Annotated in this window: 19 protein-coding genes, 2 tRNA genes and 2 pseudogenes; 13 read left to right on the forward strand and 10 right to left on the reverse strand. The window is 58.2% G+C overall.

Annotation, left to right across the window (positions count from 1 at the left end; translation table 11 throughout):
* Nucleotides 1–111: 111 nt before the first annotated feature.
* The 4 genes from B2G88_RS16255 to B2G88_RS16270 form a co-directional block, all read right to left on the reverse strand.
* Nucleotides 112–708 (reverse strand): hypothetical protein, encoded by a 597-nt coding sequence (locus B2G88_RS16255; RefSeq protein ID WP_054863210.1) that lies wholly within the window; start codon nt 706–708, stop codon nt 112–114.
* Between the two features lie 176 nt (nt 709–884).
* On the reverse strand, nt 885–1,610 hold the full coding sequence (ric, locus tag B2G88_RS16260) for an iron-sulfur cluster repair di-iron protein (protein WP_054863211.1): 726 nt from the start codon (nt 1,608–1,610) through the stop codon (nt 885–887).
* Between the two features lie 150 nt (nt 1,611–1,760).
* Complete coding sequence (locus B2G88_RS16265) at nt 1,761–2,105, reverse strand: cupin domain-containing protein (protein ID WP_054863212.1); 345 nt, start codon at nt 2,103–2,105, stop codon at nt 1,761–1,763.
* Nucleotides 2,106–2,207: 102 nt separating this feature from the next.
* Nucleotides 2,208–2,504 (reverse strand): DUF7521 family protein, encoded by a 297-nt coding sequence (locus B2G88_RS16270; protein ID WP_054863224.1) that lies wholly within the window; start codon nt 2,502–2,504, stop codon nt 2,208–2,210.
* Nucleotides 2,505–2,636: 132 nt separating this feature from the next.
* On the opposite strand from B2G88_RS16270, the gene B2G88_RS16275 reads away from it, so the two are divergent.
* Nucleotides 2,637–2,906, forward strand: a complete 270-nt coding sequence (locus tag B2G88_RS16275) for a CDGSH iron-sulfur domain-containing protein (RefSeq protein WP_054863213.1) — start codon at nt 2,637–2,639, stop codon at nt 2,904–2,906.
* 1 nt (nt 2,907) lies between these two features.
* On the opposite strand, the gene B2G88_RS16280 is transcribed toward B2G88_RS16275, so the two are convergent.
* Entirely contained in the window at nt 2,908–3,219 is a 312-nt protein-coding gene (locus B2G88_RS16280) for a DUF7091 family protein (protein ID WP_054863214.1), read from the reverse strand.
* 119 nt (nt 3,220–3,338) lie between these two features.
* Between B2G88_RS16280 and B2G88_RS16285 the strand changes: the two genes are divergently transcribed.
* The 4 genes and pseudogenes from B2G88_RS16285 (at nt 3,339) to B2G88_RS16295 (ending at nt 6,733) form a co-directional block, all read left to right on the forward strand.
* A tRNA-Ile gene (locus B2G88_RS16285) sits at nt 3,339–3,446 on the forward strand.
* A gap of 578 nt (nt 3,447–4,024) precedes the next feature.
* Nucleotides 4,025–4,882, forward strand: a complete 858-nt coding sequence (locus B2G88_RS16290; protein ID WP_140408888.1) for a hypothetical protein — start codon at nt 4,025–4,027, stop codon at nt 4,880–4,882.
* Nucleotides 4,883–5,179: 297 nt separating this feature from the next.
* Nucleotides 5,180–5,322 (forward strand): annotated as a pseudogene (locus B2G88_RS20255) (DUF7692 domain-containing protein); the annotation flags it as partial.
* A 160-nt stretch (nt 5,323–5,482) separates the two neighbouring features.
* Nucleotides 5,483–6,733 (forward strand): hypothetical protein, encoded by a 1,251-nt coding sequence (locus tag B2G88_RS16295; protein WP_087715394.1) that lies wholly within the window; start codon nt 5,483–5,485, stop codon nt 6,731–6,733.
* Nucleotides 6,734–6,833: 100 nt separating this feature from the next.
* On the opposite strand, the gene B2G88_RS16300 is transcribed toward B2G88_RS16295, so the two are convergent.
* From B2G88_RS16300 to B2G88_RS16310, 3 genes and pseudogenes are all read right to left on the reverse strand, one after another.
* Entirely contained in the window at nt 6,834–7,076 is a 243-nt protein-coding gene (locus B2G88_RS16300) for a hypothetical protein (RefSeq protein WP_054863216.1), read from the reverse strand.
* Between the two features lie 388 nt (nt 7,077–7,464).
* A complete protein-coding gene (locus B2G88_RS16305) occupies nt 7,465–7,830 on the reverse strand; it encodes a hypothetical protein (protein ID WP_054863217.1) in 366 nt (121 codons plus the stop codon).
* Nucleotides 7,831–7,899: 69 nt separating this feature from the next.
* Nucleotides 7,900–8,724: pseudogene (locus B2G88_RS16310) on the reverse strand (DUF1028 domain-containing protein).
* 128 nt (nt 8,725–8,852) lie between these two features.
* Here B2G88_RS16310 and B2G88_RS16315 point away from each other — a divergent pair.
* Nucleotides 8,853–9,215: a cell division protein SepF gene (locus B2G88_RS16315; RefSeq protein ID WP_087715346.1), complete on the forward strand. Its 363-nt coding sequence runs from the start codon at nt 8,853–8,855 to the stop codon at nt 9,213–9,215.
* On the opposite strand, the gene B2G88_RS16320 is transcribed toward B2G88_RS16315, so the two are convergent.
* Complete coding sequence (locus B2G88_RS16320) at nt 9,212–10,153, reverse strand: hypothetical protein (protein ID WP_140408889.1); 942 nt, start codon at nt 10,151–10,153, stop codon at nt 9,212–9,214. The genes B2G88_RS16315 and B2G88_RS16320 overlap by 4 nt on opposite strands.
* Nucleotides 10,154–10,488: 335 nt before the next feature.
* Here B2G88_RS16320 and B2G88_RS16325 point away from each other — a divergent pair, with 335 nt between their 5' ends.
* The 4 genes from B2G88_RS16325 to ilvA all read left to right on the forward strand — a co-directional run bounded on the left by B2G88_RS16325 (nt 10,489) and on the right by ilvA (nt 14,491).
* Complete coding sequence (locus B2G88_RS16325) at nt 10,489–11,148, forward strand: helix-turn-helix domain-containing protein (RefSeq protein WP_054863225.1); 660 nt, start codon at nt 10,489–10,491, stop codon at nt 11,146–11,148.
* Nucleotides 11,149–11,316: 168 nt separating this feature from the next.
* The gene (citZ, locus tag B2G88_RS16330; protein WP_054863220.1) at nt 11,317–12,465 is read left to right on the forward strand and encodes a citrate synthase; all 1,149 of its coding nucleotides are present in this window, start codon (nt 11,317–11,319) and stop codon (nt 12,463–12,465) included.
* A 72-nt stretch (nt 12,466–12,537) separates the two neighbouring features.
* Complete coding sequence (locus B2G88_RS16335; protein WP_054863221.1) at nt 12,538–12,966, forward strand: gamma-glutamylcyclotransferase family protein; 429 nt, start codon at nt 12,538–12,540, stop codon at nt 12,964–12,966.
* Nucleotides 12,967–13,279: 313 nt separating this feature from the next.
* Nucleotides 13,280–14,491, forward strand: a complete 1,212-nt coding sequence (gene ilvA / locus B2G88_RS16340) for a threonine ammonia-lyase (RefSeq protein ID WP_087715348.1) — start codon at nt 13,280–13,282, stop codon at nt 14,489–14,491.
* Nucleotides 14,492–14,551: 60 nt separating this feature from the next.
* On the opposite strand, the gene B2G88_RS16345 is transcribed toward ilvA, so the two are convergent.
* A complete protein-coding gene (locus B2G88_RS16345) occupies nt 14,552–14,809 on the reverse strand; it encodes a hypothetical protein (protein WP_054863222.1) in 258 nt (85 codons plus the stop codon).
* Between the two features lie 123 nt (nt 14,810–14,932).
* On the opposite strand from B2G88_RS16345, the gene B2G88_RS16350 reads away from it, so the two are divergent.
* The 3 genes from B2G88_RS16350 to B2G88_RS16360 all read left to right on the forward strand — a co-directional run bounded on the left by B2G88_RS16350 (nt 14,933) and on the right by B2G88_RS16360 (nt 15,698).
* On the forward strand, nt 14,933–15,313 hold the full coding sequence (locus B2G88_RS16350) for a Rid family detoxifying hydrolase (RefSeq protein WP_087715349.1): 381 nt from the start codon (nt 14,933–14,935) through the stop codon (nt 15,311–15,313).
* Between the two features lie 3 nt (nt 15,314–15,316).
* A complete protein-coding gene (locus B2G88_RS16355; RefSeq protein WP_087715350.1) occupies nt 15,317–15,577 on the forward strand; it encodes a hypothetical protein in 261 nt (86 codons plus the stop codon).
* 40 nt (nt 15,578–15,617) lie between these two features.
* Nucleotides 15,618–15,698, forward strand: a tRNA-Ser gene (locus B2G88_RS16360).
* Nucleotides 15,699–16,458: the final 760 nt, after the last annotated feature.

Here is a 16,458-nt window from a genome sequence, read left to right on the forward strand (position 1 = left end):
CTCGCGCTCTATAGTAACAACTGAAACGAGTGACACACTGATCGCACAGCTGTCGTGCGATCAGGTGTGCAGTGACTTGCAGTGGCTCTATAGTCATCCGCAGTGTCGCGTTCATGAGTCGTTTTGCTCGCGCTCGCGCTCGCGCCTCGAGGGCGTTTCAGTTTCGTCGAACGGAGAATCGACCGTTTCGGCGACACTCGTCTCGGTAACGACGGCGAAGATTGAACCCAAAAACAGCCCGTAGAGTGCGTGTCCAACGAGGCTTTCGAACGCAAAGAATGGGAACCCAGGCTCGCCGAATCCACCGACTGCGAGTCGCACTGGAATCAACGCCAGCGGGAGCAGTGCCCAGACGGCGAGTCCGTACACGAACCCAGCGAGTGTCACCCGTGGTCCTGTTCCCAGCCCATCGAGAGCATCCATGTCAGTAGACGTCATGAGCGATCCTTGGACTGGTTTTCGGGAGATGATGAACCCAAAAATAAGTCCAAGGATAAGTCCATGTAGCAGGTGGAAAATCCAGCCAGCGGTTCCCATCGGTTCGACACCGTACACCGCCGGCACTGTTTCGGTGATGATCGTCGGGTCGACAACCCACAGGACGAGACCGAATGTCAGGGAGCCAACGACGCCACCGATTGCACCGCCGAGTATCCAGTTTGTCGTTCCTCGTTTCTTCGTCTCGGCCGTGTTAGACTGGTTACTCATAGCTATCGCTCGTGGGTACACCGAGCGACGGCAAAAAGCACCCAGCAACACTCACTCACTCGAGACAGTACACTATCCAGAGGGACGAGTTACCACGAACAAGCCGGACGCAAGCACTTGGACAGTCATCTAGCGGGCCTCGAGTCACACCACCAGCCCGACTGGGCGTCCCCAGCTCAGACGCGCTCTGCTTGGTCATCAAGCAGCGCCTCGGCGTCCGGGAACAACACGTTGTTCTCCCGGTGGACGTGCATGTGCGTATTTCGCTCGAGTTCAGCAAGGCGCTCGAGCATCGCTCGATAGCTCGTACACGCGTCGTCCGGAATCGCGTACCCATCAGTCAGCGTCTTGAGCCGCTCGAGTCGGTCTCCCGTCTCGTCGTGGTCGTCCTCGAACCCCTCGAGTTCGTCTCGGAGTGTCTCCCGTTCCTCGGCCGTCAGTTCGACGCCATCGTCTAATTTCTTGATGAGCGGAAACGCCCGTTGCTCCTCGCCAGCGATGTGGGCCTCCAGGTCGGCGGCCAACGCAGTAAACTCGGATTCGACCGTTCGAAGCGCTGGCTCACGGTCGCCATGGACGTTTGCGACTTTCTGGACGAGTTCCTCGAGTGCTGGCAGTTCCTGGCGGAGATAGCGGTGATGCTCCCAAACGATCAGGTTCGCCAGTTGTGTCAGTGTCTCCCAGTCGCTCTCGACAGCGCCATCGGCCTGTGCAGACGCTAATCGATCTTGGACTGACTCGAGGTCGTAGTCGTTTTCCTCGCAGGCCCTCTCGAGCGATTTCCCGCCACCACAACAGTAGTCTAACTCGAGCGTTTCGAACACGCGGCTGTATGCCGAATGTGCCGCGACGAGTTCACCGAGTGAGTTGTCTGGGTCGATATCGTGTGTGCTGTGTGCCATTGTAATCACCCGGGACGACAGACGGCGATCCAGGACGCCCGTTTCCGTCACCCGCCCCGCTATCGGTGAGACGAACTGCGCAGCAAAAGTGCCAGTCCCGAACATGATCGTTCGGGCAGTGAGTTGCCTGTCCTCTGGCAGTGAATTGGCCTACAGCGGGCCACCAACGAGAACGAGCGTCGCACGCTCATCGCCCGAGTTGACGAGTTGGCGCGTCTCATCAGGATCCAGTCGAATCGCTTCTTCGGCCTCGAGCGTTACTGTCTCGTTTGCATCAGCCAGTTCGACGTCGATTGTCCCCTCGACGACGTAGTAAATCTCCTCCTGGCCGCTCTCGGCTTCGTCGTGTTCCATCCCCTCCGTACCGGCCTCGAGTTCGAGCACGGTGAAGCCGAGTTCCTCGGCCTCGAGTTCGTCTTTCAGAAACCACATGCCACCGGCTTCGGCAGGGACGACTGACTCCGGATCGGTCTTTGCAGCAGTGTCGTAGGCCATACGTCCAGTGTTGTAACCCATCCCCATAGATGTGTGGAACACGGAACGTGACGGGGCCAGTCCGTTACGCCATAGTCACCGAACACTGCCAGTTCGAACCGCCTACGTCGCATACAGCGAGTACGCAATCACGAGAAACCCAGCCAGCACGAGTAGACTTTCCAGAATAATACCACCCTCGAGTGAGACACCAATGAGTTCCGTCGAAAGTCCTGCCAGGACGAACCCGAGCGTCACGAGCCCGAATCCGCCGGCTAAATAGCCAAGTGGCCGCTGGCGCGTGCGCCGATAGGCTTTGTACGCGAAGTACGTGATCACGCCGCCAACGATCAGTACGAGCGTTTTGACGACGGTCAGCGCGATCATAATCGTTGGCTCGTCGACGGCAGGACTCGTCATGTCTGTCAGGCGCGACATGAGCGACAACAACCAAGAATCTTCCCGTTCACCTGTCCGAACCGCAGAAGATTCGGGCTAGGAGGAACTGCACTCGGCGAACCCATTTCACCACTCGAGGTCGAACGACCCGCTATGACCCGACTTGTCGAACTCGAGGCAACTGGCCCGCGAAAACTGACGCCGGACGACATTGACGATGCACACGGTGACGTTGCAGTCTGTCAGTGTGGCCTCTCGGCGTCGTTTCCGTTCTGTGATGGCAGTCACCGCCAAACGACAGCAGAAGATGCCGACACGACGTACACCTACGAAAACGGTGAGCGGCGAGTCGTCGACTGTGTCCAGACGAGTGCGTGCACCGCCGACGCCACCGCTGACGATGACAGCGACAGTGACCGGTAACTCACCAGGTCTCGATTCGCCCGGCCTGGACGTCCTCTGCACAGCCCTCACAATCCGGATGTCCCGCCTCGTAACACGCCGGGCGATACTCCTCATCGAGCATCGCCGCCCGCTGCTCGGCATAGCGCCGACAGACGAGTTTTACTCGTCCCTCCTCGTCCGCGGGCAACTCCCGCGCGTTTTTCGCCCGCTCATAGGCCTCGCGTGCCTCCTCGAGTTGGCTATCCGTCGAATCGCGCAGTTGCTCGTACTGCTCTCCTGCGTCCTGCAGTCTCGACCGCAGGAACCGCTCGAGCCGACGCCGATCCGCCATTACCCGTCGTTCGGCCGCCTGATACATAGGCCCGTCGCCGGCTCGCACCAGTCATGTGCCACTCGAGGCAGCGACTAAGAGTAAGGGTTAACTGCCGGCCACGTTTTTTTCGGGATAACGGGCCCTTAGCTCAGTCTGGTTAGAGCGCTCGGCTCATAACACGAGTGTACGTCTGTGCGGTCGTGTGGGATACCGAGTGGTCGATGGTTCGAATCCGTCAGGGCCCATGGAGCGAACCGAGCACTCCGCGAGGGTCGCGGAATGGACCGCTGACGGTTCGAATCAGGGAGCGGCTTTGCCGCGACCGAGGTTCGAATCCGTCAGAATCCCATCGAAAAATCACCTATTTCCTGCTTGTGATTACTTCGGACACAAACGGTCGTTTTGGTTACTTGATCAGCCACTTCTCATCTTCGTCAGTTGGGATTCCAAACCCCAATTGAACTCTGGTTGTATAGTAACAACTGAAACTGTTTACACACCAATCGCACTATCCGCGGTTCTCACTCACTTCGTTCGTTCCGAACCGCGCGGCCGTCGTGCGATTGGGTGTGCACTGACTGTCAGTGGCTACTATAGTTGCATGCTCGAGCGCGGGGTCGCCGCGCCGATCTCGCCGCATGCGGGGTCGTTTCGCGCTGCGCGCGAAAACCCCCCTGGCGGGTGTCCCCAAGGGGACAAAGCCGAAAAAATACACCGCCCCCGCCCCACCTCCGCGCGCAGATCTCCAGTTGAAGCTCACGAAACGAGGTGGGTAAATATTCGTAATGTATTTTGTAGTGTGACTCTATTCCCCAGAAAGAGAATGTCAGAAGACAAAGATTGCTTTGTCGTTTCTCCGATTGGTGAGGAAGATTCAAATATCAGAGAACGATCTGATAAATTATTTGATTATGTGATAAAACCAGCTGTCGAACAATATGGTTATGATCCAATTAGAGCAGATCATATCGCTGAGCCTGGGATCATAACAAGTCAAATAATTGAGCATGTGGTTGAAAGCCCGCTCGTCATTGCAGACCTAACAGGTAGTAATGCTAATGTTTTTTATGAGCTTGCAGTCCGTCATGCACATCAAAAGCCTTTGATTCAATTAATCAGTAAAGATGATGAAATCCCATTTGACGTAGCAGGAACAAGAATAATCCAAATTGACCTATCGGATATTGAATCTGTTGAAAACACGAAGACAGAAATAAAGGACCAGATAGAGAGTATTGAAAATAATAACTCAGGTATTGAAAATCCCATTTCAGTAGCATTAGATCTAAAGCACTTGCGAGAGAGTGCCGATCCTGAAGAGCGGTCTATGGCAGATATCATGGAAACACTCTCTGAACTCCGAACTAATATGGTGTCTATTCAGAAATCTTTGGATAATCCAGAAGAACTCATACCACCGTCTTATTTCCGTGAACTAAAGAAAAATATAGAGGATGGGAAATATGATCAATTAAGTATGCGTATCAAGGAGTTAGATTCAATGACAATGGAATTAAGAGAAATAGTAGAAGAGGAAGAGATAGACAATAAGAATATATTTATTCAGATTGACGATGTAAGAAGGCAAGTAGCAAGGATGAGACGAGATTTGGAAAGCTCAAACAAGTTCGTTGTAAAATCCAAATCGTTGGGTGATTTTGGAGATTTTGAGCCTCGATAATAGAAAATAAGGTCGACATTCAGATGGAATGTGGAACGGAGAAGTAATTCAAATAATTGCATTGCCTCACCACATATTACCTCTCCCCTTGGGGTCGCACGTCGGCAAACCACGGTTCCCGAATATGCACACGAGATGACGAACCCCGTGTGCATATTGGTCGATGATCGGGTTACCCATCCACCGAACTTCTCTGGCAACTTGATAGAAACACCCTCCATTTTGGGCTGAATGGGCTGGTTCAGTGAGTCGAAAACTAGGATTTGGGGGGTCGTGTGTACAAGCATCCGAATCTGAAGTGACGGTGACGACGCCTACCGAAACAGCGCACTCGAGCGAGCAGCGGACTGCGACGACTGCAACAAGACGAAAGCCGTCGGCTCTGCCTGCGAAGACGTCCCCCTCTCGTTGCGGCCGCCCGCCAGGTCCTCGAGCGCGACTCCAGCTAGTCGAGTCTGCTAGTCACGAGTGATGCGGAACGCAACGGTGTGGAGAGAGCCGTAACGAGGATTAGGTTCGACTCGAGAACATCTATCCCATCCAACACGACATTCGGAGATTGGAAACAGCTATTCACTGGCAGTTTTTGTATTGGATACCGTGCGTATCGAAATCCGGCCGCGGACGGCGGTCGCGCTGTTATTTGCTATTCTGGCTCTGACAGTCTCGGGGTCACTGGTCGGCACGGAACTCAGTGCCGATGAGCAGACGACCGAGTTCGACATGGAGTCACTCGAGGATGGCACACAACTGTATCCGTATACGAGTGCCGGGCAGACGACGGCCCAGCGGACGCTAGCGCTGAATCTGATCGTCTACGGTGATGTGGAGGCGACTGAGTACGTCTTGCGCGAGCAGTCGGCCGGGGAGTGGGAGGAACTCGAGGATGACGAAGCCGACATTGCCCACGACGAAGAGAGCCTCGAGAATCAGTCCTCGATTGCCTGGGGGAGTGCTGATGGATCGGTTCGATACACGTACTTCGAACCGCCGGGTGAACAGGGACGCTGGGTGGACGAATCCTATCAGCTCAAAGATGGCACCTATCTGGGCGAGCGCCATCACATCAGGGCGTATACGGATCCGGTTGAGGGAAACTGGACTGCGATGCAGGCTCACTGGGAGCACTGGGACTGGTTCGAACTTCGCCACTCGGTCCACAGCATCGAGGATTCACAGTCGTATGTCGAATCCGAGTTCTTCGACCAGTGGTACGTCGAGGACCTCTCTCGAGAGTGGGTTGGCAACGATCTGAGTTCTGACGGAGACGGCTGGGTGTCCGTTGTCGAACTCCGCGACGAGTTGTTGCTCGGGTTGCTGGGAATTGCACTCGTTGCCTCGCTGCGAACACAGACCCGTCGCGGACAACGGACACTCACGCGTTTGCAAAACGATTCGGGGATCCAGATGACAGTGCAGGCGCTGCTGGTCGTCACCGCAATCGTTGCACTCGTGATGGCCGTCCGTGTCGGGGCTGTCAGAGCGGAACAGCTGTTCCCGACAGCTAATCCGAAACTCATCGTCGCCGTTTTCTATCCCGTGTTAGTCTGTGGCTTGCCCGTCATTGCGTATCTGATGGCGCGCCACCTCGAGCCCGTGCCGGCCTTTAGCGCGGCTGCGATTGGCTTCGTGGTTGCAATGTTTCTGGACTTGAGCCAACTTGGCGTCTCTTCGCTTGCGCTTCAGACGTTCATCCACCGCGGGTCGCTCGCGGTCGCGCTTGGATTTATCGCAGCGGGTGCCTCTCAGACGGCTCGCTCGCCAGTGTTCGTCCTCGGACACGTCCGGACGGGTGTCTTGCTCTGGGTGGTCGCCGTTGGGCTCCCATTACTGCAGTTCCTGAGTCTCTGAAACTCCGCTGTGCGTCAGTCTCAATGATTTCGACCCTAACCGAGCGATTCCCGCGACTGACCGACCGGGCCGTCTGACCGCGCAGCGATGGTCGTCTCGATTAGTCGGGGCTTCGATACGGTCGCTCCCAGGTCGGCGTAATCCGCGTGTAGGCAACGACACCGATGAACAAGACGAGATAGAGCACCCAGGTCGGCTGCTCGAGCCAGTCGAAGATGAGCGTCGCGGCGAGGACCCAGCCGAGCAAGAGCGCACCATCGGCAACGATCCGTCCCCGATTGTGTTTCAGATACAACAGCAACCGCCGAGCGCGCGACTCGACAAGCGGCCGGTCGTGACTCATACCGCTGTCTCGTCCGTCGATGAGTAAAGTGTGTCGTCACGCAGCGTGTTCGGTGCGATTCGGCCCTCATACGATAGTAGCCACTGCACGTCAGTGCACACCTGCTCGCCAGACGGATCGGCGATCAGTCTGTATATTGCTTCAGTTGCTACTATACCGGCTAGAAATCACTCCAACGCTGGTCGCGAATCCGCGGGCGTTCCGACGTGGAACGGCCGAACGTCTGCGACCGGCGTTACACGTTCGGAAGTATCAGCCAAGGGCGTTCATAAATCCGAGTTGCAGTCGTTATTTCGGAAGAATGTGGTCTGTGTGGAATCTGCAACGGGGAGTGGTGCAACTCCGTCTTAATCGACGGTGTCGATACCCATCGGTGCAGTTGTCAGGATCAGCGCGACAGGTCGACCGGCGGCCCGCGTCGACGAACGGTCAGATAGGTGCCGAGTAGGCTGCAGACGGCGATGACGACTGTCCCCTGAAGGACGCCTCCGTATAGCCCGGTCTCGAGCAGCGTTTCCCGAGCCGCCGACTCGAGGACCGCGACGATGATGCCCACGACGTACAGGGCGGCGATCCCCCACCCAAGGTCCCGGAGCGAGCCATCTACCAGCGCGTAGCCGACGACCGAGAGGCCGACGATGCCGACGAGGAAGTTGAAAACCAGCGTCGGGTCCGGAATCACTAGCATCGCGCCGATCAGGACCAAAACCGCATACAACAGCGCGAGCAGTCCGTCCGAGAGAGTCGGTGCCATTAGTGAGATGTTACAGGGGCCGGAAAAATAGCTTCTGATTATGTCGCTTTGGCGTCAGTAGCAGCGTGCTTACGGTTCAGTTTCGGTGGCTTCAGCCAACGAATCGTCCTCGTAGGCGTCTTCGTAGCGCGCGAGCGTCTCCCGGTAGCCGTCCATCGCAAGATTGTACGTTTCCCGCAGATCGGCGATTGGTGTCTCGGTCGCATCAACCCGCAAGTCGTTGTACGCCGGCGTCATTTCGTGACTTTCGCTCGAGGCGACGGCAACCGCAGCGCTCTGGACAGTCAGGTCTTCGCGTTTGTCACCACCTTCGTCGTGGCCGGCAGCCAGCGCGTCAATCAATCGCTTCGCGAGTGGTTCCACCTCTGTGTCGTCAGTTGCGGCGTTCGGCCCCGTTGCGGGGTCGGTCGTCTCGTGGACGGCGGTTTCAGCGTAGGTGTCTGCGGTCGCGTCGATGACGGCCTCGCCCGTGAGCAGGTTCCCAGCGACAGTGACGTGGTCATCCTCGCGGTGGCCGAACCAGTCCATGCACTCCTCACCAGAAAAGGCGAACGTGCCGTCGGCGTCGACACCGTGAAGTTGGCGCTCTGGTGCGCCGTCGTCGGCGTTGAGCAGTGCCTCGAGGGCGTTCATCAGACTGCGTCTGATGGGCAGTCAGAACGCGAGCGTTCTGACGACATCCTGGACTGCGAGTCCGTCGTCGATATACTCGAGGCCGCGCCGGCCGAGGTCGACGTTGACCAGACTCTGGGTCGCGACGGCCCCGTTTTCGCTGACGAACGGACAGAGCGTGCCGACGCCCGGCAAGCGGGTGGTGACGGCGACACCGAAGCGCTCGTGGGACGTTCCATCCGGCGTCTCGTAGGCTTCGTGGACGCAGATGCTGAATGTCATCGGTATAATCGGCGCGGTCGCCAGCCAAAAAGGTCCTCGGCTAGCGGCGACTCGAGCAAACCTATTTGGAAGCCGACCAGTCGTGTCTGACGTAAGAACTATACTCGAGGGGGCGGTGGGTATCGCCAATGGGACTCATGAGCAAAATTCTCGGCGGGGACCAGTCCCGCACTGCCGAGGATTACGTCGAACTGAACCTCGACGACGTCGCTGCGGAGTCGGCAAACGCAGCCATGCAAGTACGCATCGCAGAAGTCGGCGGCCAGGCCGATGCAATCGATATCAAAGACGCCGTCTACGACGGTGATATCGTCATCGCCGACATTACGCGCTTGCGCACCGAAGACAGCACCGTCGAACACATCATCGACGAACTCCGGCAGGTCGCTCGAGAGGTCGACGGCGACATCGTCCGCAAGGGCGACGACCAGATGATCATCACGCCAACGGGCGTTCGCGTCAGCCGTGAGAAAATCGGCCAGTCGCTTTAATTACCCGCCGACTGCGACTGTTTCACTGTCTCTCGTCCGCTCCCCTTGAGATACCGCCGAAGCGTTGCGGCTACCTCGTCTGCGTCCTTGATCACGTCCCGGTCGCAGCGAATGTCCGGCCGCCAGCGACACTCGAGGTGCAGTTCCCTCTCGGTGAGTGTTACGTCGGTAACGCGATGCCACGGGAGACGCTTCTTGTAGGCGGGTTTCATCGTTGGCTTGAGGATGAGGCCCACGTCGGTCGCCTGAATCACGTGGTGTCCGCGGTCAAATGCCTCGGGATTGTAGAACAGCGCGGTAGACGCCCATGGAGAGTCGCCGGCGACGAACAGTGGGCTGACGCCCTGCAGGATGAACACAATGGCGACGAAAAAGAACATAATCGATGTCCCGCCAGTCGTCGTCCAGAATCCGATACCGACCGCGAGGAACGCGACTCCGATACCGACTGTGGCCACGTCCACGCCGACGCGTTGCCACTCCCAGCGAACTGCGGGCTCGTCGATGATCGACTCGAGGTGTGTCTCTCGAGCCATTGCCGCGAGCACCCAGCCGGATACGAGCGCGACAAACACAGTACCACCGAGTGGCACGAGGTACCACTCGTTCGCGCCAGCTCCCATCGCGAATAGTGCCCATGCGAGTCCGGCGATAGCGACGGCGGGAGCGCTCGTCAACACGAGTCGCCAGCGCTGCTCACCGAGGCGGCCCGCGAGGCCGGGTCGAGCCCACGCTCCAAGCGCACCGAGGATGAGGCCACCCGTGAAAACCGTCGTGATAACTGAGAAAAACGCGCCGCTCGAGGCATCGCCAACGGCCATGCCGAGCGAGACGAGCCCGGAGACGAGTGCGCCGAGGTAGATGCCGGTCGCGGCCTGAAAGCCCGCGCCGGGGTCGGGTGCGGAGGACATGTCTGTTGGCGGAGTAATTGGTGTCACCGCTGGCACGCACCTGTAGGTTTCGGTCGGATTCAGTATCGGGAACAGCATCCGGTGTCTCGTAGCGATCCGCCCGACAACAGGCTATTTTGTCGCAACTCGAGACGAACCTGTCTGCCCGCTATGTGGCTGAGACAGCAGTCCTCGCGCTCGGTCCATCCTCGAGGAGTCGGTCGGGATTAGCCACGACGAACATCGCGAGGCGTCTGACGGGACGGATCGGAATCAACTCGACGGCGACGGCTGCGGTTAGTCAGGATCAGCTGATGCGAGTCATTTTCATCGGCCGGGAATTCTCGGCCCTCGTTATGGCCCGTGTGGGCGTAGTGATAGCTATGTCTGGCTTTCGCGCAACCATCGTGGTCCACAACCCCGGGAACTGCCCCGTGGCCAGCGTCTCGGCGCAGACGGCTGACCCCACCACACCCGTCACACGCACTCGAGGCCACGCCACTGACGAGACCGAGGAGACTGTCGTCGAGGAGTTCGGTCTCCCGACTGCTGCTCCCCTCGAGGAATCGGAACGTGACGTCGAACTCACGGCTGTCCAATCGGGCGACAAAGAGTCGGTGTATCGATTCGAACGCGCTGCTGGGACGGACTGTGCCTGTGAGATCATCGAGCAGACGGGAACGCCGCTCTCGTCCGTTCGGGCACAGGATGGCTCGCTGTTGTTGTCCTTCCATACGCTCGAACTCGAGGAAATCGAAGCGATTGTCGAGGAGTTGCGAACGCAGTTCGATGGCGTTCTCGTCGAGGACCTCTCGCAGGCCTACGACGGATCGTCGGCGGATCCCGTCGTCGTCGACCGGAACGAACTGACCGACCGTCAGCGTGAGATTATCGAGACGGCCTACGAGATGGGCTACTTCGAGTATCCGAAAGGGGCCAATGCAACCGACGTTGCGGCGGAACTCGGCGTTGCTCGTTCGACGTTCACCGAGCACCTCGCGGCAGCACAGACGAAGCTCATGCGAACACTTCTTGACAAATAACCACTCGAAGGCGAGTTATGAACATATTTCTGAACGATTGTCTATCCGTTTGCTTCCTCTCCGGTTCAGTGGTTCATGTGTGTCTCGGGAACCGGAGACATCGGACGTGTTCAGCCGTGAGGGCGAACAAACGACAATACTTTTCCATCGGGGAATGAAACTCCGTGTATGGTTGACGACCTCAAGAAAGGGCTGGAGGGAGTGTTGGTTGCAGAGTCGGAACTCAGCTCGATTGACGGTGATGCCGGCCGGCTGATCTACCGGGGCTACCCAATCGAGGACCTCGCTCGTGGCGCAACGTACGAGGAGGTTCTCTATTTGCTCTGGAACGGACACCTTCCTCACGCGGACGAACTCGAGGCGTTTACCGAGTCACTCACCGAGGAACGGACGGTCAACGACGACGTGCTCGCGACGATGGAGCGACTCGCTGACGCCGACGAGCGGCCGATGGCTGCACTCCGGACCGCAGTCTCGATGTTTTCTGCGACCGAACCCGAAGGCGATGCCGACCCCGAAGACCTCGATGCGACGGCTCGAAAGGGGCGGCGTATCACCGCTAAGATTCCGACCGCACTCGCCGCCTTCGAGCGCTACCGCCTCGACGAAGAGCCAGTCGACCCCGACCCAGATCTGGGACTCGCTGCGAACTTCCTCTATATGTTGACCGGCGAGCAGCCCGACGATGTTGCCGCCGAAACCTTTGATCAGGCGCTGATCCTCCACGCCGATCACGGACTGAACGCCTCGACGTTTACCTCGATGGTCATCGGCTCGACCATGGCCGATATCTACAGCGCCGTTACCGGCGGCGTCGCAGCCCTCTCCGGACCACTCCACGGCGGCGCAAACCAAGACGTCATGGAAGTCCTGATCGAGATTGACGAAAGCAATAAAGATCCCCTCGAGTGGGTCGAGGAGGCCACTGACGAGGGCCGGCGCATTCCCGGCTTCGGCCATCGTGTCTACAACGTCAAAGATCCGCGCGCGAGAATCCTGCAGGAACGCAGCAAGGAACTCGCCGAAAATGGCGACGACAAGTGGTACGACATCACCACGACCATCGAAAACTACCTCTCCGAGGAGAAAGGCCTCGTTGAGAAGGGCATCGCCCCAAATGTCGACTTCTACTCCGGGTCGGTCTACTACCAACTCGGCATCCCAATCGATATGTACACGCCTATCTTCGCAATGAGCCGTGCCGGCGGCTGGATTGCCCACGTCCTCGAGTACCAGGATGACAACCGCCTCATCCGCCCGCGTGCGCGATACACCGGCCCTGAGGACGAGACGTTCGTCTCGCTCGACGAACGATAACAGCCCCGTTCGGTTCGTTTTCCTGTTCGATACTCCCCAATCTCGAAGTGACGTCACAGCCAAACACCAGCCGTGTACGTCTTCGTCTACGGTACGCTGACGGAGCCGAATCGCGTACAGGATGTTCTCGCCGTCGATACCAGCGACTCGAGTCAGCGTGACCCGTCGCTATTTGACGGTCCAGCCGTTCTCGAGGGCCTTCACCGTGTTGAGGGCCGATACCCGACGCTTGCGCCGGGCGGGCACGTCGAGGGGCGATTACTCTGTGTTGACGATCAGGAACTCGAGCGACTGGATCGATACGAGGGTGTCGATACCGGCCTCTACACGCGCGTTTCAGTGCCAGGTGATGGACTCGAGGGACCCGTCGCGGTATACGTTGGAGATCCAGACCGACTTGGTGTCTCCACCGAGTGTGAGTGGCCATCTGGGGCGTCGTTCGTCGACCGGGTTCAAACCGTCTGTGACCGGGGTGAAATCTACGTCAGACGAACTGAATGACGCCCGTCTGCCGACTGTCTGACACCGCTCTCATCCCGGCGCAGTCATGCGGTTTCACTTTCGCTCCGGAGGGATGGGTTTTATGGTCCCTGCGTCCCCGTCTACAGTCGCACGTCACACGCCGTGTACTACCCTGTCGTGTTGCCACCAGGCAACACCCCTGTCCCTGTTGGGGAAGGCGATAGCCAGATCGGGCACACCGATTTTCTTCTCCCCGACAGATTCTACCGATCTCGAGTAGCAACGACTGTCAGTGCCCTCCTCGAGTGCCAAGAGACGACAGTATTACAGTCTCCGCCGAGTACTCGAGGGTATGCTCGAACGGTCCGCCATTCTCGAGGCCCGCGAGCGGGTTCGTGAAACGTCCAGACACACACCCCTCGAGTACTCATACACCTACTCCGACATGACTGGGGCCGATATCCATCTCAAACTTGAGACCTTCCAACGAACGGGTGCGTTCAAGATCCGTGGCGCAACGAACCGGATCATGACGCTCTCGGACGAGCAACAGGACGCAGGGGTCGTCACCGCAAGTGCAGGCAATCACGCACAGGGTGTCGCGCTCGCGGCCACGCGCGCGGGCGTCGACTCGAAAATCGTGATGCCCAAACACGCGCCCATCTCGAAGGTCAAAGCCACCCGCAACTACGGCGCGGAGGTCGTCCTCCACGGCACTGACTACGCCGAAGCCGCCGAACACGCCCATGAACTCGAGGCTAAGGAAGGACGGACCTACGTCCACGCCTTTGACGACGAGCTGGTCATGGCCGGCCAGGGAACCATCGGTCTCGAGATTCTCGAGGACTGTCCCGATGTCGAGACCGTCGTCGTCCCCATCGGCGGTGGCGGCCTCATCAGCGGCACCGCTGCTGCGATCAAGACCGCACAACCAGACGTGCGCGTCATCGGTGTCCAGGCTGACGGTGCCTCGAGCGCCGCCCCCTCACTCGAGAAAGGCGAACGGATCGCCCTCGATGGCGTCGACACCATCGCCGACGGCATCGCAACTCGAAGCGTCGGCGAGCACACCTTCGCACACATTCAGGAGTACGTCGACGAGGTCGTCACTGTCTCCGACCCCGAAATCGCCGTCACGATCACCCATCTTCTCGAGCGTTCGAAGACACTCGTCGAAGGCGCTGGCGCAGTCCCATTGACTGCCGTCCTCTTCGAGGCGTTCGACTACGAGCCAGACGAGACTATCGTTCCGTTGCTCTCGGGCGGTAACATCGACCTCAACACGCTCACGAACGTCATCGTCCGCGGCCTCGTCGAAACCGGCCGCTATCTCAAGATTAGAACCGTCCTCAAAGACCAGCCCGGCTCCCTCGAGGATCTCCTCGAAGTGTTCACCGCCCACCAGGCGAACATCTACGCGATTTACCACGACCGCACCTCGAGAGACGTCGAAATGAGCGACACCGAAGTCGAGATCGAACTTGAGATGCGCGGCCCCGACCACGTCGAAGAGTTCCTTGCAGCGATGCGCGAAGCCGGCTACGAAGTCGACGTGCTCGTCTAAGTGGCTGTTGCTCTCGTCACCCTTGGTGACTCCAGAAAACCGAATCGCGTTGGCCCGCGGTTAGGCCTCGCTGCTCAGGTCCGCATCGACGCGAACCTCAGAATCCGTGATCGTCTCGATGTTCTCAGCAGGGACCTCGAGGTCGTCCTCGCCAGCGCCTCCGCGGCCAAGACTCTGGATCCACGCGTTCGTGAGCGTCGGCTCCGGATCGACGTATGCGACCTGCTCGATGGGATCGATTTCCGTGACGATCCCGATCTGTTCGCCCCTGACATCCATCAGGAACTTACCTTCGTCTTCGGTCGAAAGGACAGACATTGCGTTCTACTCAATGGTCTGTCGTTGATAAATAAGTACTGCTGTACACATACCTGTCATCGAGTCACCCACGCCGACCGCCGTTTCGCCTGCTTTTATGCCTCGAGAACACGAGAGACGTGTATGAAACGAATCATCGATACCGACGACGCACCCGCCGCAGTCGGCGCGTACAGTCAGGCGACGACCAACGGCGAGTTGCTGTTCACTGCTGGCCAGATTCCACTGACGACCGAGGGCGAACTCCTCGCGGACGAGTCTATCGAGGCCCAGACCGAACAGGCGCTCTACAACCTCGACGGCGTCCTCGACGAAGCTGGAGCGACGTCAGCGGACGTACTCAAAGTCACCATCTTTCTCGACGATATCGATGATTTCGAGGCGATGAACGACACCTACGCCGAGTACTTCGACGACGAACCGCCCGCACGTAGCGCCGTCGAAGTTGCTGCCCTCCCGAAGGGCGTCAGCATCGAAATCGAAGCCATCGCCACGCTCGAGTGAGCCATGCCCAGTCCGATCTCGCTTCGACCGCGCGTCAAATCCGCCCTGCTCTGGGGCGCTGTTGGATTCATGGCGTTTCTGGTCCTCGTTCAGGGCTACGCACTCGTCGTGGAGCCACTCGTCTCGATCACGCAGGGTGCTGGCATCGCCCTCCTCGTCGCCGCTGGCACCGCCGCCGGGGCGTACGTCCTCGAGCACCGGATCGCCGCCTGGTCTGCCCAGCGAGCAGTTAGTGAGACCAACTCACACAACGACGCCGACTAAAAGTAAGAGTTAAACGACGGACCCGGTTACGATGAGATGGGCCAGGATGGCCGAACGGTAAGGCGCACGCCTGGAAAGCGTGTTCCCTTTGGGATTCAGGGTTCAAATCCCTGTCCTGGCGTTTTTGTCGAAATCAACCGACGAGCGAAGCCTCGCTGAGTGAGTCGCGATTTCGGCAAAACCCAACGAAAGGTTTGAACACGCAAGTCGCAGCGGCGAACGAAGTGAGCCGACCGTCTTGCACCTGTTCAAATCCCTGTCCTGGCGTCTTCTATTGCGAACAATACTCGTGAGCGATAGATAGCCACCGAGTGAGATGTGAACAGATGAGCCACAGCACGAACGACCGTCTCGCCTGCTGTTCTCATCTCAGTCCTGGTGTTTGTTGTTGTACTGACACTCGTAGGCAACAGTTCCTACCGCCGCGGTCCAGTTTCCACGTCATACCGAGGCCACCAACGGCGCTCGTTTTAGGTCTGATATCGGCCACTCGAGACTGTCAACTCTTGGACTTCAAATCGTTCAGTTTTATTTTACACCCGAGTTGTACTCTATCGTCCTTTCTTTGGGATTATTTATACTCGGACCCAGAGAGATTCTCACTCGAGATAGAAAACAGTCGATTTACCAGTTGTGGCTGGTACTGACTGTCGAAGGGAGTTCGGTTCGTAGGCCTTATGTACTACCCGGCGATTACAACTATATCCGAAGGAAGATGAGGACCCTTCCCCTGCGGTCTTCCGTACAGAAGGGGTCTGATGTGAGCCATGGTAGTTCGGTGACGCTCGATCGGTCGACGATTGGGATTCACCGAACGTGGACCCATTTAGTGTGAGTGTGTACAAGAAGACGACATTCACCGCCAAATGAACCCTCCCACC

Source organism: Natronolimnobius baerhuensis (assembly GCF_002177135.1).
GTDB lineage: Archaea > Halobacteriota > Halobacteria > Halobacteriales > Natrialbaceae > Natronolimnobius > Natronolimnobius baerhuensis.

Bases quoted from the DNA above. Each gene is read 5' to 3' on its own strand.
- B2G88_RS16255 (WP_054863210.1), bottom strand. From the start codon at position 708: ATGAGTAACCAGTCTAACACGGCCGAGACGAAGAAACGAGGAACGACA.
- ric (WP_054863211.1), bottom strand. From the start codon at position 1,610: ATGGCACACAGCACACACGATATCGACCCAGACAACTCACTCGGTGAA.
- B2G88_RS16265 (WP_054863212.1), bottom strand. From the start codon at position 2,105: ATGGCCTACGACACTGCTGCAAAGACCGATCCGGAGTCAGTCGTCCCT.
- B2G88_RS16270 (WP_054863224.1), bottom strand. From the start codon at position 2,504: ATGACGAGTCCTGCCGTCGACGAGCCAACGATTATGATCGCGCTGACC.
- B2G88_RS16275 (WP_054863213.1), top strand. From the start codon at position 2,637: ATGACCCGACTTGTCGAACTCGAGGCAACTGGCCCGCGAAAACTGACG.
- B2G88_RS16280 (WP_054863214.1), bottom strand. From the start codon at position 3,219: ATGGCGGATCGGCGTCGGCTCGAGCGGTTCCTGCGGTCGAGACTGCAG.
- B2G88_RS16290 (WP_140408888.1), top strand. From the start codon at position 4,025: ATGTCAGAAGACAAAGATTGCTTTGTCGTTTCTCCGATTGGTGAGGAA.
- B2G88_RS16300 (WP_054863216.1), bottom strand. From the start codon at position 7,076: ATGAGTCACGACCGGCCGCTTGTCGAGTCGCGCGCTCGGCGGTTGCTG.
- B2G88_RS16305 (WP_054863217.1), bottom strand. From the start codon at position 7,830: ATGGCACCGACTCTCTCGGACGGACTGCTCGCGCTGTTGTATGCGGTT.
- B2G88_RS16315 (WP_087715346.1), top strand. From the start codon at position 8,853: ATGGGACTCATGAGCAAAATTCTCGGCGGGGACCAGTCCCGCACTGCC.
- B2G88_RS16325 (WP_054863225.1), top strand. From the start codon at position 10,489: ATGTCTGGCTTTCGCGCAACCATCGTGGTCCACAACCCCGGGAACTGC.
- citZ (WP_054863220.1), top strand. From the start codon at position 11,317: ATGGTTGACGACCTCAAGAAAGGGCTGGAGGGAGTGTTGGTTGCAGAG.
- ilvA (WP_087715348.1), top strand. From the start codon at position 13,280: ATGCTCGAACGGTCCGCCATTCTCGAGGCCCGCGAGCGGGTTCGTGAA.
- B2G88_RS16345 (WP_054863222.1), bottom strand. From the start codon at position 14,809: ATGTCTGTCCTTTCGACCGAAGACGAAGGTAAGTTCCTGATGGATGTC.
- B2G88_RS16350 (WP_087715349.1), top strand. From the start codon at position 14,933: ATGAAACGAATCATCGATACCGACGACGCACCCGCCGCAGTCGGCGCG.
- B2G88_RS16355 (WP_087715350.1), top strand. From the start codon at position 15,317: ATGCCCAGTCCGATCTCGCTTCGACCGCGCGTCAAATCCGCCCTGCTC.